This window comes from Nonomuraea phyllanthi, assembly GCF_006334985.2.
Classification (GTDB): Bacteria; Actinomycetota; Actinomycetes; order Streptosporangiales; family Streptosporangiaceae; genus Nonomuraea; species Nonomuraea phyllanthi.
On the sequence record NZ_VDLX02000023.1, the window covers coordinates 1 to 22,226 of the forward strand.

17 protein-coding genes and 1 tRNA gene are annotated in these 22,226 nt (G+C 70.8%); 7 read left to right on the forward strand and 11 right to left on the reverse strand.

Features of this window, described 5'->3' with window-relative positions; translation table 11 throughout:
- Positions 1–124: 124 nt before the first annotated feature.
- Positions 125–487 (reverse strand): IS110 family transposase, encoded by a 363-nt coding sequence (locus tag FH608_RS53395; protein ID WP_226900394.1) that lies wholly within the window; start codon positions 485–487, stop codon positions 125–127.
- A 105-nt stretch (positions 488–592) separates the two neighbouring features.
- A complete protein-coding gene (locus tag FH608_RS53400; protein ID WP_226900395.1) occupies positions 593–1,072 on the reverse strand; it encodes an IS110 family transposase in 480 nt (159 codons plus the stop codon).
- Positions 1,073–1,549: 477 nt separating this feature from the next.
- Here FH608_RS53400 and FH608_RS42245 point away from each other — a divergent pair, with 477 nt between their 5' ends.
- A complete protein-coding gene (locus FH608_RS42245; RefSeq protein ID WP_193318933.1) occupies positions 1,550–1,849 on the forward strand; it encodes a helix-turn-helix domain-containing protein in 300 nt (99 codons plus the stop codon).
- A gap of 651 nt (positions 1,850–2,500) precedes the next feature.
- Here FH608_RS42245 and FH608_RS42250 read toward each other — a convergent pair.
- The 3 genes from FH608_RS42250 to FH608_RS42260 form a co-directional block, all read right to left on the reverse strand.
- Entirely contained in the window at positions 2,501–2,773 is a 273-nt protein-coding gene (locus FH608_RS42250; RefSeq protein ID WP_226900396.1) for a hypothetical protein, read from the reverse strand.
- Positions 2,774–3,236: 463 nt separating this feature from the next.
- Positions 3,237–3,833: a hypothetical protein gene (locus FH608_RS42255; RefSeq protein ID WP_139636472.1), complete on the reverse strand. Its 597-nt coding sequence runs from the start codon at positions 3,831–3,833 to the stop codon at positions 3,237–3,239.
- A gap of 379 nt (positions 3,834–4,212) precedes the next feature.
- Positions 4,213–4,283 (reverse strand) — tRNA-Gly (locus FH608_RS42260).
- 106 nt (positions 4,284–4,389) lie between these two features.
- Between FH608_RS42260 and dcd the strand changes: the two genes are divergently transcribed.
- The 3 genes from dcd to FH608_RS42275 all read left to right on the forward strand — a co-directional run bounded on the left by dcd (position 4,390) and on the right by FH608_RS42275 (position 6,805).
- The gene (dcd, locus tag FH608_RS42265; protein ID WP_139636474.1) at positions 4,390–4,965 is read left to right on the forward strand and encodes a dCTP deaminase; all 576 of its coding nucleotides are present in this window, start codon (positions 4,390–4,392) and stop codon (positions 4,963–4,965) included.
- Between the two features lie 211 nt (positions 4,966–5,176).
- A complete protein-coding gene (locus FH608_RS42270) occupies positions 5,177–5,794 on the forward strand; it encodes a DUF47 domain-containing protein (RefSeq protein WP_043625094.1) in 618 nt (205 codons plus the stop codon).
- A gap of 6 nt (positions 5,795–5,800) precedes the next feature.
- A complete protein-coding gene (locus tag FH608_RS42275; protein ID WP_139636475.1) occupies positions 5,801–6,805 on the forward strand; it encodes an inorganic phosphate transporter in 1,005 nt (334 codons plus the stop codon).
- Here the strand turns inward: FH608_RS42275 and mshD are convergent.
- Positions 6,780–7,709: a mycothiol synthase gene (mshD, locus tag FH608_RS42280; protein WP_226900397.1), complete on the reverse strand. Its 930-nt coding sequence runs from the start codon at positions 7,707–7,709 to the stop codon at positions 6,780–6,782. The genes FH608_RS42275 and mshD overlap by 26 nt on opposite strands.
- Before the next feature lie 108 nt (positions 7,710–7,817).
- Between mshD and FH608_RS42285 the strand changes: the two genes are divergently transcribed.
- Complete coding sequence (locus FH608_RS42285; protein ID WP_139636479.1) at positions 7,818–9,605, forward strand: bifunctional metallophosphatase/5'-nucleotidase; 1,788 nt, start codon at positions 7,818–7,820, stop codon at positions 9,603–9,605.
- Positions 9,606–9,845: 240 nt separating this feature from the next.
- Here FH608_RS42285 and FH608_RS42290 read toward each other — a convergent pair whose 3' ends face one another.
- Complete coding sequence (locus FH608_RS42290) at positions 9,846–10,151, reverse strand: pyrophosphohydrolase domain-containing protein (RefSeq protein WP_193318934.1); 306 nt, start codon at positions 10,149–10,151, stop codon at positions 9,846–9,848.
- Between the two features lie 21 nt (positions 10,152–10,172).
- Complete coding sequence (locus FH608_RS42295) at positions 10,173–11,537, reverse strand: sensor histidine kinase (protein WP_139636481.1); 1,365 nt, start codon at positions 11,535–11,537, stop codon at positions 10,173–10,175.
- Between the two features lie 153 nt (positions 11,538–11,690).
- On the opposite strand from FH608_RS42295, the gene FH608_RS42300 reads away from it, so the two are divergent.
- Positions 11,691–12,725, forward strand: a complete 1,035-nt coding sequence (locus tag FH608_RS42300) for a Rossmann-fold NAD(P)-binding domain-containing protein (protein WP_139636483.1) — start codon at positions 11,691–11,693, stop codon at positions 12,723–12,725.
- Positions 12,726–12,934: 209 nt separating this feature from the next.
- Here FH608_RS42300 and FH608_RS42305 read toward each other — a convergent pair whose 3' ends face one another.
- The 3 genes from FH608_RS42305 to FH608_RS54255 all read right to left on the reverse strand — a co-directional run bounded on the left by FH608_RS42305 (position 12,935) and on the right by FH608_RS54255 (position 18,298).
- The gene (locus FH608_RS42305; RefSeq protein ID WP_139636485.1) at positions 12,935–14,587 is read right to left on the reverse strand and encodes an FAD-binding dehydrogenase; all 1,653 of its coding nucleotides are present in this window, start codon (positions 14,585–14,587) and stop codon (positions 12,935–12,937) included.
- Positions 14,588–14,676: 89 nt separating this feature from the next.
- Positions 14,677–15,054, reverse strand: a complete 378-nt coding sequence (locus FH608_RS42310) for a hypothetical protein (RefSeq protein ID WP_139636487.1) — start codon at positions 15,052–15,054, stop codon at positions 14,677–14,679.
- Positions 15,055–15,199: 145 nt separating this feature from the next.
- Positions 15,200–18,298, reverse strand: a complete 3,099-nt coding sequence (locus FH608_RS54255) for a helix-turn-helix transcriptional regulator (RefSeq protein WP_139636489.1) — start codon at positions 18,296–18,298, stop codon at positions 15,200–15,202.
- A 158-nt stretch (positions 18,299–18,456) separates the two neighbouring features.
- On the opposite strand from FH608_RS54255, the gene FH608_RS42320 reads away from it, so the two are divergent.
- On the forward strand, positions 18,457–22,194 hold the full coding sequence (locus FH608_RS42320; protein WP_193318935.1) for a S8 family serine peptidase: 3,738 nt from the start codon (positions 18,457–18,459) through the stop codon (positions 22,192–22,194).
- Positions 22,195–22,226: the final 32 nt, after the last annotated feature.

Below are 22,226 nucleotides of genomic sequence, written 5' to 3' on the forward strand. Positions count from 1 at the left end.
TGACGGCCTGCACGACTTCGGCTCGCAACTCAGGTGGATATATTCTCGGCTTCTTCGCCACGTGCTTCCTTTCCGGACTGTCTCTGACCCTACTTGGGTCCGAGTCCGGAAGGGTCGGGGCACCTCAGGGTGCGGCCTGGTTATGGTCGTGGACAAGGGCGCGATAGATCACGTCTGACAGGTGCCGTTTCAGGACACGGAAGCTGCCTTTGGAGGTGTCTCGGGTGGTTTCCTGGCGTCGTTTCAGCAGCGCTCGTGCGCCTTCGTGGCAGCGGGCCTGGGTGATGGCGATGCGGTGCAAGGTGGTGTTGAGTTGCCGGTTGCCGCCCCGGTTGAGCCGGTGGCGGTCGTCGTTTCCGCTCCAGACGGGGATCGGGGCGGTGCCGTTGTGGCGGGCGAACGCTGCGGAGCTGCGAAAGCGGATGATGTCGCCGACTTCTCCCAGGAGTTTGGCCGCGGTCACCACGTTCACTCCGGTGATCGCCATCAGGCGCGGAACGCGGGCCTGAACCAGCGGTTTGAGCTCCTTTTCGATCGCGTCGATCTCGATGCTGAGCGAGTCGATGAGGGCAATCTGCGCGAGCGCGACGCGTCAGGCAGTGGTGGCCGGCAGGGCTTGGAGCCGGGCGGTGAGTTTGCGCCGGGTGGTGATCTGCTTGAGTTTGGTCACCGCGGCCGCTAGGTCCGGGTCGAGGTCGTGGACCAGCCACAACAGTCGGTTGATCAGCCTGGTGCGCTCGGCGACGAGCGCCTCCCGGTGGTCGACGAGCAGGCGGATCGGCCGGGTCTGCTCATCCAGCCGCGCGGTCGGCAAGTCGGGCTCGCGCAGGGCCAGACGTGCGGTGGCCAGGGCGTCGATCGGGTCGGACTTGCCCCGTTCGCGACCGCCGCGACGCTCGCCTGCAGTGCGGTTCGGGGGCATGGGGATCACGATCTCGCCAGCGGCCAGGAGGTCGCGGACCAGGCCGCCGGCGACGTGCCGGACGTCTTCCACCGCCCACACGCGCTGCTCGGGAGCGAGTTTGCGCGCCCAGATCAGCAGCTGGACGTGTCCGTGGTCGCGGGCCTGCACGGTGCGTTCGCCCTTCTAACGGCCTACTTCATCGACGGCGACCGCGGTGTGGGTACGCTTGTGCGGATCGATACCGATCACCATCATGGACGTTGTCTCCTTCATGCAGACGACATCCGGGCTGGTCGGCGGACATATCTCAGTTGAGGGAACTGCCAGGCTCCTATCAAGTCATGCCGTCCGGCCCGGCCTATGCCGAGGACCAGGCCGCCCTGGACAGGTCAGGCACAAGCCATGCACGTTCCGGCAGATCATTCCTGAGTCACCAGGCGTCCTGGACCCGCACCAGCGGGCACTACAAGCGTGACACTGAGATCATCCCGTCTGCCGCCGCCCTGGCCCGCTCGGCTTGCCCCGGGCCGATCGAGGGCGGCCGATCAGGTTTCCAGCTTGGCAGACCACTGAGATCGATCGTGCGTGGCGGGCCATACAGCGGTGTATCGCTGAGGCGCACACCACTGATGAGGAGTGAGCGGAGTGAGCGAGCGCAGGACTTGGGCCGACAGGAAGTCCGAAATAATGAGTCGTCCCGGTGCCGGAGCGGCCTACGAGGCGGCCAAGATCCGGTTCGAACTGGGCGAGGCCGTGAGGCTGCGGCGCGAGCAACTTGGACTGACCCAGGCTGAACTAGCGGAGCGCACTGGGCTGCAGCAGTCGGCGGTTGCACGGTTCGAGGCAGGAGGGACCATGCCGACCATCCCCATGTTGGAGCGTCTGGCAGAGGCTCGGGAGATGCGGCTCAGCGTAGAGTTCCAACCGCTGCGTGAGGCCGGCTGATCTCGCTCGAAAGCAGTGCCGGCAGTCACATCCCTACTACCGGTACTGCATCGCTAGTTGCACGGAAGATCGAGAACAGCCCTCAGAAACGATCAGAGCCAGGTCGGGAATCCATCCCTGACCTGGCTTTCGTAGTGAGAGCGGGTGACGGGAATCGAACCCGCGCTGTCAGCTTGGGAAATCTTTCAAGATCATGCTTCCTGAGCTGGGGAAAGGCTCACCTGGGCGTATGCCGGTCGAGTGACCGTGACTTCCCGTGATTCCCCGCTGGTCGCCGACCGAACGGGCACGCAACGGGCACGTGGCTCCGATGGGCGTCGGATTAGAAGTGGATGACCCTTCATGGGCTTCGCATGGCCTCTGATCTGCGGAATGAGGCGTCGGGGGTCAGCCGAAAACGGAGATCATCCCGTGCACATCCCGCAACGCCTATTGAGTAGCCACGGCTCCCTATGAGTCCCTCTTGGTCCTCACTGACGGGCATGCAACGGGCAGGGGGCATGGCTTCTGCTTCCTCGCGGTATACCTATGCTCGTATGGCCGGGCCGAGGAAAGAACGTCTCCACACGGTCCTGTGGACGTCGGCTCGGCCGAGCTAGACGCTGGCGTGGATGTGCTCGCGCTGTGTGTTTTCCCCGTGTGATAGCGGTCTCAGAGTTTGTACAGCTTGTTGAACGGTGTAGTGATTCGTTCCTGCCGCGATCCGAAATCGACGAACACAGCGATCTCGTCTTCTACAGCGATGACGACGCCGAGACCATACCGATCATGGGTCACTTGGTCGTTCACGCTGAACCGCTCGGCAGGCGAGGCGGGGGGCGGGGGCTTGAAGGGACTTGTGGACAGGTGGCGACGGGGCGCGCCGCTGGCTGACTTCATCTCCACCAGTATGCGCCGCCTGTTAGAACGCTCGCGACGGGACATGGACATAACCCTAAAAATGACCAAGGTGCGAGTCTGGATCAGCGTCCCGACCTAGGCCTTCGCACGTGGAGCGGGTGATGGGAATCGAACCCGCGCTGTCAGCTTGGGAATTGCGGGGGTCTTGGCTCGTGGGGGCGTTGACCTGGGTCTGAGGCCGGTCGTGAGTGACCGTGGTTGACCCCTCGTTACCGCCCTTAATGGCACCCTAATGCCACGACGATCAGCCCGCGACCTGGTGTTTTCCGCGTGACGCGCGCGCCCCGCCCGCCTGATCATCCCGTCTGCCGTCGACCCGCCCGAAGGGGAAGCGGGCCAGGGCCACGGGGACAAGGTAGAGCGCCCCGCCGGACGAACGACCTTGGCCCCGTGGCCCTGGTCTGCTCGGCTTGTCCCGGGTCGATGGTGGACGGGATGATCAAGCTTCCACCTCAGCCACTTACGTCCCGCCCCTGCGAAGCGGCGATCATCCCGGAGCTGGAGTGCCCCCGCCGGAGGCATTGGGTGTCCAATAGGGAGGCCGTGTGATGCCGAGCTTTCGGGTGCTGAGGGGAGAGAGCGTCATGGGTGTGAGCCATCCTTGCCGGGTCAGGACGACTTGGGCCGGCAGTGGTGCGGGTGGGTAGACCTCGATGCCGTGGGCCCAGTCGGTGAGGATGCCTTCGGTTCCGTCGGTGTCGGCCAGGATGACGGAGATGGGTTGCCGATCGTCGCCCCAGGTGTTCCAGACGGCCCAGCCGTCTGCTGCCGGAGGTATTCCCAGTCGGGTGCAGATTTCTTCGTAGGTCCCCTCCATGTCCGGGGGGATCGTCTTCGGGTGGAGGAGGACGATCCCTGCGAGCTGCATGGGCGGGAGATCGTCTTCCAGGCAGCCGTCTCCGCTGAAGTGGTAGTGGTGGATCTGGCGGGCCAGTTCGTTCACGGCTCGGTGGAGTGCGGTGGCGGGTGTCGCGTCGCGGTCGTAGGTCAGCCATCCTTCTTCGTTTGCGGCGTGTATGACATCGCGGGCGAGCAGTTCGATGTGACGCAGGTACTCCGTCTCGCTGAGGTTGGCTGGAGGCATGAGGCCCAGTTTGCACCTGCTTGCGGGTATGGCCCACGTGTTATTCGGCCGTCCACGCGCGGGGCTCCTAAGCGACGGCCCGGGCCGCTGCCGTCCGGGACCGGCCCCCAGGCCGCACGCCCGGGCGGCGGGCGGCGGAGGGCCGTCGGCGGCGCGCAGCGCCGCCGCTTGATCAGCACACCGCGATGGAGCGCGACAGAGCCATCGCAGACGCTCTCGGCAAGCTCGCTGAGGAGGCCCTGATGCCCGAAGAACCCGAGCCGGACGAGCAAGATCCAGACGGATCGGGCACGTAACGGGCACGGAAGATCGAAAACGGCTCCAGAAACCATCAAAGCCAGGTCGGGAATCCATCCCTGACCTGGCTTTTCGTAGTGAGAGCGGGTGACGGGAATCGAACCCGCGCTGTCAGCTTGGGAAGCTGATGTTCTACCATTGAACTACACCCGCACGGCCCCGGCCTCCGGAGCCTGCGTCCACCACTGTAGCGGAAACTTGGCGTGCAACTGCAATCCCGATCCCCCAGAGTTTCCGGGCGGGCGGTAAGTTGCTCACCGTGCTGCTATCTGACCGCGACATCCTTGCTGAGATCGACGCCGGGCGGTTGGCGCTCGATCCCTTCGATCCGGAGATGATCCAGCCCTCCAGCATCGACGTACGGCTCGACCGGTTCTTCCGGGTGTTCGAGAACCATCGCTACCCGCACATCGACCCGTCGGTGGAGCAGCCGGATCTCACGCGGGTGGTCGAGCCGGCCGGGGAGGAGCCGTTCATCCTGCATCCGGGGGAGTTCGTGCTGGCCTCCACCTACGAGATGGTGACGCTGTCGGATCGTCTCGCGTCGCGGCTGGAGGGGAAGAGCTCGCTCGGGCGGCTGGGGTTGCTGACGCATTCGACGGCGGGGTTCATCGATCCGGGGTTCAGCGGGCATGTCACGTTGGAGCTGTCGAACGTGGCCACGTTGCCGATCAAGCTCTGGCCGGGCATGAAGATCGGGCAGTTGTGCGTGTTCCGGCTCAGCTCGCCCGCCGAGCATCCCTACGGGTCGGAGAAGTACGGCTCGCGGTATCAGGGGCAGCGGGGGCCGACTCCATCACGGTCGTTCAGGGACTTTCATCGGACGAAGGTCTGACGAAGGTCTGACGAAGATCTGGCGCGTAGCCCGAGGTGAGCGCCAGGAAGCTCCCCCGGTGCGCCGGAGGAAGGGCGCCAAAGTACTCTCTGTCGTGGTGTCGCACAACCTACGCAGGGTAGCCAGAAGGAGAAGGGGACATGAAGTTCGCATTTCGCCTGGTAACCCGTACCCTCTGACACGGACCATCCCCGCACATCTGGAGAACGACGTGCGCCTGCGTCTCACGCCACGTGAGGACAGCTACTACGACCTGTTCGCCGATTCCGCGAACAATCTGGTCACCGCATCCCGCCTGCTGGTCGAGATCATCAGCGACGGATCGGACCGGGAGGCCCTGGCCGAGAAGATGCGCGCTTGCGAGCACGCCGGTGACGAACGCACCCATGCGATCATGAACCGGCTCAACGAGAGCTTCATCACTCCGTTCGACCGCGAGGACATCTACCGTCTCGCCTCCAATCTCGACGACGTGATGGACGCCATGGAGGCCGCCTCCGACCTCATCGTCCTCTACCAGCTCGACCACCTGCCGAAGGACGTCGTCCGGCAGGTCGAGGTGCTGGAGCGGGCCGCCGAGCTGACGGCGGAGGCCATGCCGCGGCTGCGGTCCATGAAGAACCTCAACGAGTACTGGATCGAGGTCAACCGCCTCGAGAACCAGGGCGACCAGGTCTACCGGAGGCTGCTGGCCAAGCTGTTCAGCGGGGAGTACGACGCGCTCACCGTGATGAAGATGAAGGAGGTCGTCGACGCCCTCGAAGAGGCGGCCGACGCCTTCGAGCACGTGGCCAACACCGTCGAGTCGATCGCGGTCAAGGAAAGCTAGGCCCTGGTGGACCTCACGCTCGCCCTCGTCATCGGCGTGGTCGTCATCTCCCTGGCCTTCGACTACACCAACGGGTTCCATGACGCGGCGAACGCCATCGCTACCTCCGTCTCGACCCGGGCACTGACCCCCAGAGCCGCGCTGTTCATGGCGGCGGCCATGAACTTCATCGGCGCACACCTCGGCACCCAGGTCGCCCAGACGGTCGGCAAAGGGATCATCGACGCTCCCAACGGGCCTCATGGGCTGGTCGTCGTGGCCGCGGCCCTCATCGGGGCGATCGTCTGGAACCTGATCACGTGGTACTTCGGCCTCCCCTCCTCCTCCAGCCACGCGCTCATCGGCGGCCTGGTGGGCTCTGCGCTGGCCTCGGCCAGCGTGGTGCACTGGAACGGCGTCGTCGAGAAGGTCGTCATCCCGATGGTCCTGTCGCCGCTGATCGGGTTCACGCTGGCCGCGCTGGTCATGATCGCGATTTACTGGATCTTCCGCAACAGCCAGCCGGGCAAGACCAACCGGGGCTTCCGCTACGCGCAGACCGTCTCGGCGGCGGCGATGGCGCTCGGCCACGGGCTCCAGGACGCGCAGAAGACCATGGGCGTCATCTTCCTGGCGCTCACCGTCGGCGGGTTCGCCTCGCCGTCCGACCCCATCCCGCAGTGGGTCATCCTGGCCGCGGCTGGGGCGATCTCCCTCGGTACGTACGCCGGCGGCTGGCGCATCATGCGGACGCTGGGACGGCGGATCATCGCGCTCGACCCGCCCCAGGGTTTCGCCGCGGAGGCCGCGGCGGCGACCGTGCTGTACGGGGCGGCCATCCAGTTCGGCGCGCCGATCTCCACCACGCACACGATCACTTCGGCGATCATGGGTGTGGGGGCCACCAAGCGGCTCAGCGCCGTACGGTGGGGCGTCGCGGGGAACATCGTGACCGCCTGGATCCTCACCATTCCGGCCGCCGCCCTGGTGGCCGCCGTGTCCTACTTCATCCTTCACGCCCTGGTGGAGTAGGGGCGGGGGCGTACATCACGTCGACGTCCCAGCGGTTGAAGCCGAGGGACTCGTAGAGCCTGATCGCGGCCGTGTTGGCCTCGTCCACGTACAGCATCGCCTGGGCGAGGCCGCGCGAGCGCAGGTGGCTCAGCCCGGCCAGGGTGAGCACCTTGCCCAGGCCGGTGCCCTGCTGCGTGGGGTCGACGCCCACGACGTACACCTCGCCGAGGGGTTCGTGGCCGTGGGACGTCGAGCCGTGGATCTTCGTCCAGTGGAAGCCGGCCAGCCGGTCGCCGCGGAAGGCGAGGAAGAACCCCTCCGGGTCGAACCACGGCTCCTGCTCGCGCTGCAGCAGGTCGTCCATCGTCCAGGCGCCCTGTTCGGGGTGGTGGGCGAAGGCCGCGGCGTTGACCTTGAGCCATGCCTCCTCGTCCTGACCCGGCACGAACGTGCGCAGGCTCACCCCCTCCGGCAGGGAGAAGGCGGCGAGCGGGGCGAAGAGGGAGCGGCGCATCTGCCAGAGCGAGCGCACCCGCTCGAAGCCGAACCTGGCCGCCAGCCCCGCGGCCCCCGGGTGATCGCCGTGCGCCCACAGGCGCGGCCTGCCGTCCGTCAGCTCCATGACGGACTCCAGCAGCCGAGTGCCGTGGCCCTGGCGGCGGTGGTCGGGGTGGAGGACGAGCTCGACGCTCGGGCCCTCGACCTCGTCTGTGGGGTCGATGTGGGCGTAGCCCGCGAGCGTGCCGCCGGACTCCAGCAGCAGGGACCTGGCCCGCGGGTCGCCGCCGTAGCGGAGGTGGAGCATGACGTGTTCGTTCAGCGGGCGGACGCCGTCGGCCTCCGTCGCCGCCTCCACCAGGGCGAGCACCCCGGCGACCTCGGTGTCATCGAGCCGTTCCCTGACCTTCACGCGCGCACTCACAGAACGAACTCTAGGCGTATGACTGGCAAATAACGCCATGTGACAGCCTGGCAAATCGTTACCTTTGCGACATTGGCCGCATAGGTTCGCGCCGTAACGTCTTGGTCCATGACGTCTCGTTCCTTCCTCCGGCTGGCTCTGGCCGGAGCCGTCGCCTCGGGTGCGGTCATGCTCGCCGCCCTGCCGGCGGACGCGAGCAAGGCCCCCAGGACGGTCCCCGTCCGGCTGCTGGCGCTCAACGACTTCCACGGCAACCTCGAACCCCCTACCGGTTCCTCGGGCCGCATGGTGGACGAGAACGGCCAGACCGTCGAGGCCGGCGGCGCGGTGTACATCGCCGCGCACATGAAGGCCCTGGCCGACAAGAACACCATCGCGGTCGCCCAGGGCGACCTCATCGGGGCGACGCCGCTGATCTCGGCGGCCTACCACGACGAGCCGTCCGTCGAGTTCATGGGCAAGCTGGGGCTCAAGGTGGCCGCGGTGGGCAACCACGAGTTCGACGAGGGCTACACGGAGCTGCGGCGGATCATGAAGGGCGGCTGCCACCCGGTGGACGGCTGCTCGCCCGCCGGCGAGTGGAAGGGCGCGGCGTTCGACTACGTGGGCGCGAACGTCCTGTTCAAGAACCCCCACGAGAAGAGCGACGCGCTGGCGGCGCTCGGCGGCGCGAAGCCGGGGGCGATCAAGCACATGCTGCGCGACTGGGGCGTGCCCGCGCTGCCGCCGGTCAGCATCAAGTGGATGAACGGCGTGCCGATCGGCTTCATCGGCCTCGTCACGCAGACCACGCCGAACATCGTCACGAGCGAGGGCATCAAGGACCTCAAGTTCGTGGACGAGGTGAAGGCCGCCAACGTGGCCTCCAAGCTGCTCAAGCTGGTCGGGGTGAAGGCACAGGTCGTGCTCGTGCACGAGGGCGACCAGGTGAACGCCGGCCAGTCGCCCGACGCGTGCAGCGCCGTCCCGGGGGCGGGCAACCGCATCGCCACGCAGGTGGACCCGGAGATCGACATCGTGCTCAGCGGGCACTCGCACCAGGCGTACGTGTGCACGGTCAAGGACCCGGCGGGCCATGATCGCCTGTTCTCGCAGGGCGGCTCGTTCGGACGGGTCATCACGCAGGTCGACCTGAAGGTCAACGCCAGGACCCGCGACATCGACCGCGCTTCGGTCGTCGCGGACAACCACGTCGTGACCCGCACAGTCACCCCAGATCCCGAAATTTCGGCGTTCGTGCAGACGTGGAAGGACCGCGTCGCGCCCGTCGCCAACAAGGCCGTCGGCACGATCACCACCGACATCACGAACACGGCCGCGCCCTCCGGCGAGTCCGCGCTCGGCGACCTCATCGCCGACGCCCAGCTCGCCGCCACCAAGACCGGCGGCAACGCGCAGATCGCCCTGATGAACCCGGGCGGCGTGCGGGCGTCCCTGACGCACGCGTCGTCCCCGGCCGGTGAGGGCGACGGCGTCGTGACGTACGGCGAGGCGTTCACGGTGCAGCCGTTCAACAACCTCATGCAGGTCGTCACGCTCACCGGTGCCCAGCTCAAGACGGTGCTGGAGCAGCAGTTCACCGGCGGGCCCAACAACCAGGCGTTCACCAAGATCCTGCAGCCCTCGGCGAACTTCACCTACACCTACAGCGCCGGCGCGCCCTGGGGCTCCAAGGTGTCCGACATGAAGATCGACGGGGTGCCGGTGACGGACACGCAGTCGATCCGGGTCGCGGCGAACAACTTCCTCGTGGGGGGCGGTGACGCGTTCCTCGGCTTCCAGGACGGGACCGACCTGTGGAGCGGGCCGCTCGACATCGACGCCTTCGTCGACTACCTCGGCCAGCACAACCCGATCGCCCCGCCCGCCACCGACCGCATCACCGCCGTAGCCTGATCCCCTTTTCGCGGCCCGTCCGGTCTCTTCCGGGCGGGCCTCCTTCACGTTCTGGTACGGCACAGCCGCCCCACCGCCACCCGCCGCACGTGGCCGAGGGCCTCCAGGGTGACGCCCGCTGACCCGCACGTGGCCGGCCGCCGCAACGGCGCGACGTTCACCGCCTGGGTGGGCGGCGCCTGACCTCGGGCGCTGGGTGCGACCCGCACCGGCCGGGTGGGCGGCGCCTGACCCCGGGTGCTACGGCTTCCAGGCCAGCCACTTGCGCTCGACCTCCGCCTCCAGGTCCACCCCGTGGTGGTGGGCCATGAGGATCACGTGGCAGAGCACGTCTGCCAGCTCCTCACGGAACCCGGCGTCGAGCTCCTCCGCCGTGCGGCCCTTGGTCCTGGCCCGGCCCGAGCGCATGAGGAACGCCTGGGTCAGCTCGCCGATCTCCTCCTGGAGCTTGAGCAGGAACCAGGTGTCGTCACGGTCGACCCCGATCTTCTCCGCGTACCGCTGGGAGATGGGCTCGATTTCGGCGGCCAGCCGGCTGAGGTCCATGCCGCAGAGTGTAGAAGCCGATCACGGCGGCCCGTACAGCGGAAGGACGGCCGTGAAGCGGGCGCCCGGCGCGTGGCCGGTGAGGGTGAGGGTGCCGCCGTGGGCCATGGCGATCTCGCGGGAGAGCGGCAGGCCGAGCCCGCTGCCGCCCTTGTCCTTGGCCCTGGCGCTCTCCAGGCGGGTGAAGCGCTCGAAGACCCGCTCGCGGTCCTGCGGCGGGATGCCCTCGCCGTCGTCGGTCACCGTCACGACCACCTTGTCACCCCGCACCGACACCTCCAGGTCGACCCTGGTGGCGGCGTGCCTGACGGCGTTGTCGAGGAGGTTCGTGAGGAGGCGGTCGAGCTGCATGGGGGAGCCGAGGACGGGGGCCGCGGCACACAAATCGGGGAGGACGGGCACGCGGGAGCCTTCGCGGCGGCGTACCTGGTGGTCGGCCACCTGCGCCAGGTCCACCACGCGGCGCTCCGCGACCGCGCCCGCGTCCAGCCTGGCGAGCATCAGCAGCTCGTCGATGATGCCGGTGAGGCGGTCGGCGGCGGCCAGGGCGCGCTCGCCCGTGGTCTTCCAGTCGGTCTCCTCCGGGTAGGCGTTGGCCACCTCCAGCTGGGCGCGCAGGGCGGAGATGGGGCTGCGCAGCTCGTGCGAGGCGTCGGCGACGAAGCGGCGCTGGGTCTCGGCCGAGCGTTCGAGGCGGTCGAGGGTGTCGTTCGTGGTGGTGGCCAGGTCGGCGATCTCGTCGCCGGTTTCCGGCACGGGCACCCGCCTGGTGAGATCCTGGCCGGTGATCTCGGCCATCTCGGCGCGGATGCGTTCGACGGGGCGCAGGGCCGACCCGACCGTGAGCCAGGTGATGCCCGCCACGCTCACCAGGATGAGCGGCGTGCCGAGGAACGTCAGCAGGTAGATCCAGCGGAGCGCCCGGTCGACGTCGCTCAGCGACGACGCCCCGTACACGGTGACGGGGCCGCGCGGCGTCCGCGTCGTCATCGCCATGACCAGGTAGTGGGCACGGGGGTCGTCGGGCCCGCGGTAGATCTCGCGTTCGGAGGTCTCGACGGTCTCGGACCTCGGCGGGGAAGCGGTCGCCAGGCGCAGCCCCTGGGGGAAGCCGGGGCTGCTCGCGATCACCGTGCCGTCGGCCGCGACGACCTCCATCAGGCCGACGCGGGCCGGGGGATGCACCACCGGGGTCAGCTCCCCGATGCGGGCCTCGGCCGCGACCCGCCGCACGGCCAGCTCGACCCTGGACTGGACGACGCCACGCAGGTTGTCGGGCGCGGTGGTGAGCGTGATGACGGACGTGACGGTGAAGACCAGCGCCGCGGCGAGTGTCGCGACCGCGGTCAGACGCGCCCGGATCGAGCGCGGAAGGAGCCGTCTCACCCATCCCCCCTCTGCGTCACTGTCTGTGACTTTTACCCGCGGACGGCGCTCGCAACATCACACCGCGTAGGCCTCCTGGGCTTTCGCCAGTGGCGATTCCGCTGAGGGCGTGCTCCTCTACCGCGCCGGGAGCCGGCGGGCCAAGGTGGCGGCATGAGGCTGTTGGTGCTGGGTGGCACGGAGTTCGTCGGGCGGGCGGTCGTCGAGGAGGCGCTGGCGCTGGGCTGGGAGGTGACGACGTTCAACCGGGGCAGCCATGAGCCGCCGGCGGGCGTGACCGCCCTGCGCGGCGACCGCGCGGCGCCCGGAGGGCTGGCCTCGCTGGCGCGCGGCGAGTGGGACGTGGTGGTCGACACCTGGTCGTGGGCCCCGGCCCCGGTCAGGGAGGCCGCGGCGCTGCTGGCCGATCGGGCGGGCCACTACGTCTACGTCTCCAGCCGCTCGGTCTACGCCTACCCGGCGCCGTTCGGGGCGGACGAGAGCGCGCCGGTCGTGGCGGCGTCGGTGGGCGACGGCGACAGCGGCAGCGACGATGGCGACAGCGACGGTGACGGTGGCAGTGACGGTGACTACGCCAGGAACAAGGCGGCGGCCGAACTGGGCGCCGTCGCGGCCTTCGGCGACCGGGCGCTGCTGGCCCGTGCCGGGCTGATCCTGGGCCCGTACGAGAACGTCGGGCGCCTGCCGTGGTGGCTGACCAGGATCGCGCGCGGCGGCCCGGTGCTCGCCCCGGGGCCCCGGGATCTCGGCCTGCAGTACGTCGACGCGCGCGACCTGGCCACCTGGTGCCTCGACGCCGGCCGGCGCGGGCTCGGCGGGGCCTACAACGTGGTGAGCCCGCCGGGGTTCGTGACCATGGGGGAGCTGCTGGAGACCTGCGTGAAGGTGACCGGGTCCGATGCCGAGTTGCGGTGGCTGGACACCGAGGCGATCCTGGCGACGGGCGTGGCGCCGTGGACGGACCTGCCGATCTGGCTGGTGGGGGAGGAGCACGCCTACATGCACGGCGGTGCGGTGGACAAGGCGGTGGCGGCGGGGCTGCGCTTCCGGCCGGTGGAGGAGACGGTGGCCGACACGTGGAGCTGGCTGCGGAGCATCGGCGGCCGGCCCCCGACGCGCCCCGACCGCCCGGCCGTCGGCCTCGACCCGGAGGTGGAGGCCCGGCTGCTCCGCCAGGCGCGGGGGTGACGTGACGCGAAGGGCCGCCCAGCCGGCCGTCAGGGAAGGCCCGCGCCGGGTCAGCCGGTGGCGGCGCGCGGCCAGGGGCGGCTCGCGCCGGAGGTCAGCGTGTGGCGGCGTGGGCGGCTCGCGCCGGAGGTCAGCGTGTGGCGGCGTGGGCGGCTCGCGCCGGAGGTCAGCCGGTGGCGGCGCGTGCCAGGGGTGGTTCGCGTCGATGGTCAGCGGGCGGCGGCGCGGCCGGCTTGGCGGCCGGAGAAGAGGCAGCCGCCGAGGAAGGTGCCTTCGAGGGCGTTGTAGCCGTGCACCCCGCCCCCGCCGAACCCGGCGACCTCCCCCGCCGCGAACAACCCGTCGATCGGCTGCCCGTCCAGGCCGAGGACGCGCGAGTCGAGGTCGGTCTGGATGCCGCCGAGCGTCTTGCGGGTGAGGACGTGCAGCATGACCCCGATCAGCGGCCCCGCGGCCGGGTCGAGGATCCGGTGCGGCGCGGCGGTGCGGCCCAGCCGGTCGCCGAGATAGCGGCGCGCGTTGCGGATGCCCTGCACCTGGGAGTCCTTGCTGTACGGGTTGGCGAGCTGCAGGTCGCGGGCCTCGATCTGGCGGCGCACGAGGCCGGCGTCGAGCAGCGGCTCGGGCGTGAGCCGGTTCATCTTGGCCACCAGCTCCTCCAGCGTGGTGGCCACCACGAAGTCCGCGCCGTGGCGCAGGAACGCGGCCACCGGGCCGGGGGCGCCCTTGCCCAGCAGGCGTTCGCGCAGGAAGGCCCGGCGGTCGTTGCTCGTGATGTCGGGGTTCTGCTCGGAGCCCGACAGCGCGAACTCCTTCTCGATGATCTTCTGCGTCAGCACGAACCACGAGTGGTCGTGCCCGGTGCCGCGCAGGTGGCGCAGCGTGCTGAGCGTGTCGTACCCGGGCAGGCAGGGGTCGGGCAGCCGCCGCCCCAGCGCGTCGAACCACATCGAGGAGGGGCCGGGCAGGATCCGGATGCCGTGGCCGGGCCAGACCGGGTCCCAGTTGCGCACGCCCTCGGTGTAGTGCCACATGCGGTCGCGGTTGACCAGCCGCGCTCCGGCCTTGGCGCTGATGTCGAGCATCCGGCCGTCGACGTACGCGGGCACGCCGGTCACCATGCTCTCGGGGGCGCGGCCCATGCGCTCGGGCCAGTAACGGCGTACCAGGTCGTGGTCGCCGCCGATGCCGCCACTCGTGACGATCACGGCCGGCGCGGCGAGTTCGAAGTCGCCGACCTGGTCGCGGTTGGAGGCGACGCCGCGCGGCGAGCCGTCCTCGGCGAGCAGCGTGCCCCGCACCCCGCGCACGGCGCCGCCGCTCACGACCAGCTCGTCCACCCGGTGGCGATGGTAGAACGTGACCAGCCCGCGCTCGGCCGCCTGCCGCACCCCGGCCACGAACGGCCGCAGCACGCCCGGCCCCGTGCCCCACGTGACGTGGAAGCGCGGCACGGAGTTGCCGTGCCCGTCCGCCCGCAGGTCGCCGCGCTCGGCCCAGCCGACGGTGGGCAGCAGCTTGACGCCGAGGCGGTCGAGCCAGGCCCGCTTCTCCCCGGCGGCGAACTCCACATAGGCGCGCGCCCACCGGACGGCCCAGGAGTCCTCGTCCTCCAGCCGGTCGAACCGCGCGCTGCCCTGCCAGTCGTTCCAGGCCAGCTCGAAGGAGTCCTTCACACCCATCCGCCGCTGCTGCGGCGAGTCGACGAGGAACAGGCCGCCGAAGGACCAGAAGGCCTGGCCGCCGAGGTTGGCGGCGCTCTCCTGGTCGACCACGGCGACCCTCTTGCCCTTGGCGGTGAGCTCGCAGGTCGCCACCAGGCCGGCCAGGCCCGCTCCGACGACGATGACGTCAGCGTTCATGTGCCGATGATCCCGCCTGCCGGATCGTGGTCACAAGCGGGGCGCCGCGAGCCGGGCGCAACCGGCACGGCGTCACGGGAGACGACGGCTCACGGGCCGTTGATCTCCAGCAGGCGGTCGAGCCGGAGGGCGAGGTCGATCATCTCGCAGCGCAGGGAGTCGAGCTTGCCGAGGATCTCGGACTGGGCGGAGCGGACGTTCTCGTTCGTCTGCGCGCGCAGCCCGGCGAGCTCCACGATGAGGGCCTCGAAGTCCTGGCTGACCTCCGTGCGCACGTCGGCGACCTCCGCCTTCAGCTCGGCCAGCCCGATCGAGGTCTCCGAGACGTGGACCGGCACGTCGCGCGGGCGCGGCCCGGCCTGCGCCGGGACGGCGCCAGGCTGCCGGGGGCCGAGGCCGGAGCGCACGATGGTTTCGAGAGCCTCCACCCGGCGTCTCAACTCGAGGATCTCCGCCTCTACGTCCACTCGTTCCCACCTTGCCCGGACTAGGGGGACGCCGCCGCGCGGTGGACGGGCCCCTTCGTGTGAGCACATGATGGCAAGCGGTCCATGATCAGGGTCGGCCGATGGGTGAAGCGGGTTCGGATTTTGCCCGATCCGGCCGCGCGCACTATCGGTCGCGGAGGCCGGTGAGGCCGTCCCGGTCGTCTCGGCCGTCCCGGGCGCGGAGCCCGGCCAGGCCGTCTCCGTCATCGGCGAGCGCGCGGAGCTCCTTGCGCGACGGCACCCCGAGCTTGCGCAGCGCGCTGGCGATGTGGCTCTCGACCGTACGCCGCGACAGGAACAGCTCGGTGGCGATCTCCTGGTTCGTCTTGCCCTCCGCCGCCAGCAGCGCCACCTCGCGTTCCCGCGACGACAGCGCCTGCCCGTGCGAGGGCCGCCCGCCCCGCCACGGGTACGGGATGGGCACGCCGTTCTGCCGCATGACCCGGCAGACGCGGGCGATGTCCCGGTCGGCCCCCATCTCCGCGTAGTGGCGCAGCGCGCCTTCGAGCAGGTCGCCGCCGCCCGGCGCGCCGCGCTCGCAGCGCCGGCGGCCGAGGCGCTCCCCGGCCTGGGCCTCCTCGTAGCGCAGCCCGGCCTCGCCGAGGACGGTACGCGCCGCGTCGAGCAGCCGGTCGGCCTCGGAGGGGTCCGGGGAGAGCACGGCGCGGGCGGTCAGGAGGGCGGCCCGCGCGATCGGGGCGTCGGCGCCGCGCAGGCCGGCGTCCAGCTCGTCCACCAGCCGCACCGTCTCCGGCGTCTGGCCCAGCGCGTCCACCAGGCACAGTACGGTCTCCGCGCCCCACACCCAGGTGCCCTTGGCGCGTACCAGGGCGAGCGCGGCGATGGCGTGCTCGGTGGCGCCAGAGGTGTCGTCCAGGGTGAGGAGGAGGCGGGCCATCGTCATCCGGGCGGGGATGAGCGGCCACACGGCGCCGACCCGTTCGGCGAGCGCGATGACCTCGCCCAGGCACGCGACCGCGTCCTCGGCCGGGCCGGTCGCCGCCAACAGCCCGCCCCGCAGCAGCCCGGAGTCCAGCCACGCGGCCGGGAACGTCGTCATCAGGGCGAGCCCGGCCGCCGCACCGGGCAAGGCCACCGCACCGGGCAAGGCCGTCGCGCCCGGGGAAGCGACCGTGCCGGGGGAAGCGACCGTGCCGGGGGAAGCGACCGTGCCGGGGGAAGCGACCGTGCCGGGCGCGCCGGCCGGCCGGGCGACTCCGTGGCGAGGGTCCGGGCCGTCCCAGCGGCCGCCTGGGCGGCGGAGCCGGGGCTCCAGGCCGTCCCAGCGCCCGGCCGCCCGGTCGGCCGCCGCCTGCACCAGCTCCACGACCTCCGTGACCCGCAGGTACTCGGCCGCGTCCGCCACCCGCCGCCCCTCCGCCAGCAGGGCCTCGCCCCGTTCCAGCCGGCCGATGTGCAGCGCGCCCTGGGCCCAGTTGAGGCAGGCGCGGGCATGCTCGCGCGGCACGCTCCTGAGCCGGTCGTCGCGCAGCAGGTCGTCGATCAGCCGCCAGCTCTCCGGGTCGCCCTGTTCCAGCAGGAGGGACGCGCGCGCGATGCGTACCGCGATGTCCACGTCCGGGTCGCCGCTGCGGCGGGCGGCCTCCTCGGCGGCGTCGCAGCGCGCGGCGTGCTCGCTCACGTGCCGGTCCACCACGGTCTCCGGAGCGGCGAGCACGGCCAGCGCCCGGCCCAGCAGCTCGGGCCGCTCGGCGAGGTCGTCGATGGCCCGCTCGATCTCGAGGTAGCCCGCCCGCGCCTCGCCCTGCTGCCGGAGCAGGCGGCCGAGCGCGAAGCGCAGCTCGCCGCGCAGGTGGGCGGGGAGCGGCTCGGTGGCGAGGAGGCGTTCGAGTATGGGGACGGCTTCCGCGTGCGCCAGGCCGTCCACCGCCGACCGGCCCAGCTTGACGGCCAGCCGGACGCGGTGCTCGCGCTCCAGCGAGCCGACCTCCAGCGCCTGGAGCAGGAAGCGCGCCGCCGTGGCGTCGTCGCCGTGGGACAGCGCCGTGTCGGCGGCGGCCTCCGCGTTGGCGACGAACTCGGCGGTACGTCCGGCGTGCCGGTAGTGGTGGGCGAGCCGGGCCACCGGCCGGGGGCCGGTCACGGACTCCAGGGCCTGCGCGGTCCTCAGGTGCAGCCAGCGCCGCCCCGACGCGGCCACGGACCCGTACACGATCTGCCGCGCCAGCGTGTGGCGGAACCTGGACCGCCCGTCCTCCTCGTGCAGCAGCCCCACGGCCTGCGCCGACGCGAGCGCTCTGGCGATCTCCAGGGGGTCGCGGTCCGTGACGTCCGCGAGCAGCTGGTCGTCAGGGGTCAGGCCGATGACAGCGGCGGCGCCGAGGATCTCCTGCGCCGTGCCGTCGAGCGAGGACAGGCGCTGCAGCATGACGTCGCGGAGCACGGTGGGGACGGCCAGGCCGGCCAGCACGTCGGGGCGGCCGGGGATCTCGCCGGCGGGCAGGCGTTCCAGCAGCGTGCGGAGCACCTCCTCCACGACGAACGGGATGCCGCCGGTCGTCTCGTAGAGCGGGGCGGAGAACGTACGGGGCAGCTCGGTCTTGAGGATGCTCCGCGCCAGCTCGTCCACCTCGGGCGGGCTCAACGGGGTGAGGCCGACGACCCGGGCGGGGCCCGAGGGCGCGCGGGCGAACGCCTCGCGGACCGGCAGCGGCCCGGTGCCGGTGCGGACGGTGACGATCACCGAGACGTCGCGCGGCTGGTGGGCGGCGAGGAAGGCGAGGAAGTCGTGGGTGCCGGCGTCGGCCCAGTGCATGTCCTCCAGCACGAGCACCAGCGGGCTCAGGTGGTCGAGCAGGGCCACGGCGGCTCGGAACACCCGGTGCCGCTCCGCCCGCTGGTCGGGCAGCGGGGGCAGCGGCGGCGGCAGGTGCTCGGCCAGCTCGGGCAGGAGCGGCGCCAGCGCGCCCACCACCGGATTGAGCGGCCCCGGGTGGCTGCCCACGGCGCGGAAGGCGTCGAGCAGCGGGGACAGCGGCAGCGGCTCCTGCAGCTGCTCGCACTGCCCCACGAGCAGCCGCGCCCCGGCCCGCCCCGGCGCCGCGAGCAGCTCGCCGACCAGGCGGCTCTTGCCGATGCCCGCCTCGCCCTCGATGACGGCGAGCGAGGGCGGCGCGGCGATGACGGTACGGAGCAGCGCGAGCTCGGAGCGGCGCCCGACGAGCACGTCGGACAGGGAGCCCGAGGGGGCCACGCGGGGCATGCCCCCACCCCCTACCTGCCCGGATGTGCGCTAGATCAGTGGGGAACAGGGTACCGGATGCCAAAAATCCGTATACGGTACGGATGCCCGCCCGGGTCGCCCGTCATTAGCCTCAGCGTTCGTCCGCGTGATCAGCGGCGATGCATGGAAGGGCGACAATGGACCTGTCCGGATCCGAGCGCGGGCGCCGCTTATTCGTAGCGGCGGTCGCGCTGATCGCGGTGGCCTGGCCGGTCACGGCCGAGGCGCAAGCGGCACCCGAGGAGCAGAAGACCTACATCGTGCGGATGGCGGCGGATCCCGTCGCGACGTACGAAGGTGACGTGGCCGGCCTGGCCACCACCAAACCCCAGCAGGGCGAGAAGATCGACCCCGGCTCCACCGACGTGCGGAAGTACGCCGACCACCTGCGCGGCCGGCACGACGCCGCGCTGAAGAAGGTCGGCGGCGGCAAGAAACTCTACGAGTACGTCTACTCCTTCGGCGGTTTCGCCGCCAAGCTGACCGCCGCGCAGGCGAACCAGCTGCGGGCGATGCCCGATGTGCTGACCGTGACCGAGGACAAAAAGGTGGAGGTCCAGACGTCCTCGACGCCGCACTTCCTCGGCCTCGACGCCCGCGGCGGCCTCTGGGACCAGCTCGGCGGCCCCGACGGCGGCCGGCACGGCAAGGGCAAGGGCGCGGGCGACGGCCTGGTCATCGGCGTGATCGACACCGGCATCACGCCGGCCGGCAAGAGCTTCGCCAACCCCGACGAGAGCGGCGCGCCGTACAAGCGGGTCCACGGCTTCCACGGCGAGTGCCCGCAGACCGACCCGGCGGTGTGCAACGGGAAGATCGTCTCGGCGCGGCACTTCGACGCGGGCTGGGGCGGTGACGCCGGCGTGAAGGAGGCACTGCCCTGGGAGTTCGTGTCGCCGGTCGACTACAACGGGCACGGCACGCACACGGCCTCGACGGCGGCGGGCAACCACGGCGTGGCCGTGACGGGTCCGGCCGCCGCGTTCGGCGAGATCAGCGGCATGGCGCCGCGCGCCAGGGTGGCCGTCTACAAGGCGCTCTGGTCGGCGCAGGACGCCTCGACGGCCAACGGCTACTACTCCGACCTGGTCGCCGCCATCGACCAGGCGGTGGCGGACGGCGTGGACGTCATCAACTACTCCGTCTCGGGGACGACCTCGGACCTCCTCGACCCGGCGGAGATGGCGTTCCTGTCGGCGGCGGAGGCGGGCATCTTCGTCTCGGCGTCCGCCGGCAACGAGGGTCCGGCCGCGTCGACGGTCAACCACCCCTCCCCGTGGGTGACCACGGTCGCCGCGGGCACCCACAACCGGGGCACGCAGGGGTCGGTGACGCTCGGCAACGGCACCACGTACACCGGGTCCTCGCTGGCGGCGAAGGCCGGCCCGGCGCCGCTGGTCGACGCCACGGCGGTGGGACTGCCGGACGCCGACCCGACCAAGGTGGCGCAGTGCTACGCGGCCAAGGACAACGGCGGCACGCCGGTCCTCGACCCGGCCAAGGTGCAGGGCAAGATCGTCATCTGTGACCGCGGGGTCACGCCGCGCGTCGACAAGAGCGTGGCCGTGGCCGAGGCGGGCGGCGTCGGCATGGTGCTGGTCAACGTGGACGAGAACTCCCTCAACGCCGACCTGCACGCCATCCCCACCGTGCATCTCGCGGTGAAGGACCGGCAGGCCGTTAAGGACTACGCGGCCACGGAGGGCGCGACGGCCACGATCGACGAGGCCAGGATCAGCGACGACGTGCCCGCCCCGTACATCGCGGCCTTCTCCTCCAGGGGACCGCTGTCCGCCGCGGGCGGCGACCTGCTGAAGCCCGACCTGACCGCCCCAGGGCAGGACATCCTGGCGGCCATGGCGCCGACGGGCAACAACGGGTACGACTTCGGCATGTCCAGCGGCACCTCCATGTCGGCCCCGCACGTCGCCGGCATCGCCGCGCTGCTGAAGGACCTGCACCCGCGCTGGTCGCCGATGGCCATCAAGTCGGCGCTGATGACCAGCGGCACGGACGTGCTGGACGGGCCGGGCACCGACCCGAAGGTGATCTTCGGGCAGGGCGCCGGCCACATCGCCCCGAACAGCGCGGCCGACCCCGGCCTCGTCTACGACAGCGGGGTCACCGACTGGGCGGCGTTCCTGTGCGCGACGACCAGCGGCGTCGAGCAGAAGGTGTGCGAGGCGCTGGAGAAGCAGGGTTACTCGCTCGACCCGAGCGATTTCAACGGCCCCTCCATCTCGGTCGGCAGTCTGCCCGGCACCCAGACGGTCAAGCGCTCGGTGACCAACGTGGGGCAGTCGCGCACCACGTACACCGCCTCCGTCGAGGGACTGGACGGGATCACGGCCGAGGTCTCGCCGAGCAGGCTCACGCTGAGCCCGGGGCAGACCAAGTCGTTCACGGTCACGTTCACGCGGACCACGGCGCCGATGAGCGTCTACACCGGCGGCCGGCTCACGTGGAAGGACCGCAAGCACACCGTACGGGTTCCCGTGCTCGTCCGGCCGGTCCCCGAGACCTGGTCGGCCATCTACGGCAACCCGGGCGGCCAGGACTCCGCCGAGCAGATCGTGCTCGACCCGGCGGGCAAGCGGGTGTACGTGTCGGGCGCCTCGTACGGGTCCACCCCGGGGGCGCTCAGCCCGAGCATCTCCACGGTCGCCCACGACGCGGCCACCGGCCGCCGGCTGTGGAGCCAGAGCTACGCCGGCCCGGGGAAGAGCTTCGACGAGCCGACGGCGCTCAGGGTGAGCCCTGACGGGAGCAGGCTGTACGTCACCGGCATGAGCGCCGGGACGGACACCGGCAACGACACCGTCACGATCGCGTACGACACCGCCACGGGCGCGGAGGTGTGGACCGACCGCTACACCGGGTCGGGCAGCGGCTCCGACTGGTCCAACGCGCTCACGATCAGCCCGGACGGCAAGACGGTCTACATCACCGGTGCGACGACGCTCGACGGCGGCGAGCTGGACTACGTCACGATCGCGTACAACGCCGACAACGGGCAGCGTACGTGGACGAAGCAGTACGACGGCCCCGGACAGGACACCGACGACGCCCGCGAGATCGCGGTGAGCCAGGACGGGACCAAGCTCTTCGTCACCGGCCAGACCAAGGGCCCGGAGGGCACCGGCCTGACCGACTGGGGCACCGTGGCGTACGACGCGGCCACCGGCGACCAGCTCTGGACGGCCACGCGCAACGGCACGGACAACGGGATCGACATCCCCTCCGGCATGACGGCCGACGCCAAGGCGGTCTACGTCACGGGCTCCACCGTGAACCAGAACACGCAGACCGACTTCACCATCGTCGCGTACGACCTCTCCACAGGAAAGGAGCTCTGGAGCGACCAGTACGACGGCCCGAAACACGGCAGCGACACCCCGCACGCCGTCACCATCGCCCCCGACGGCGGCAGGCTGTACGTCACCGGCAACACCGAGGGCGAGGGCACGGGTTCCGACTTCACCACGGTCGCCTACGACCTCGCCACGGGGCAGCGCGCCTGGGTGCAGCGCCGCGACGGGCTGGCGAAGGGCGAGGACTACGCGTGGGACGTCGCCGTGACCCCGGACGGGAGCAAGGCCGTCATCACCGGGCAGAGCTCGGACGACGCGGCCAGGGGCAACGACTACGTCACGGTCGCGTACGACGCCGCCACCGGTCAGGAGATCTGGACGGGACGGTACGACGGCATCGCGGCCGCGGCGGACCAGCCGCACGCGCTGGCCGTGGACGCCGCCGACGGCACCGGCGTGCGGATCTTCGTGACCGGGGCCACCTCGACCAGCGGCGACCCGCAGTTCGGCACGGAGGTCGACTTCGGCACCGTGGCCTACTTCGAGCCGTGGAAGCAACCCTGATCCTCTGACCTGGGAGGCCGGTCGACCGCTCA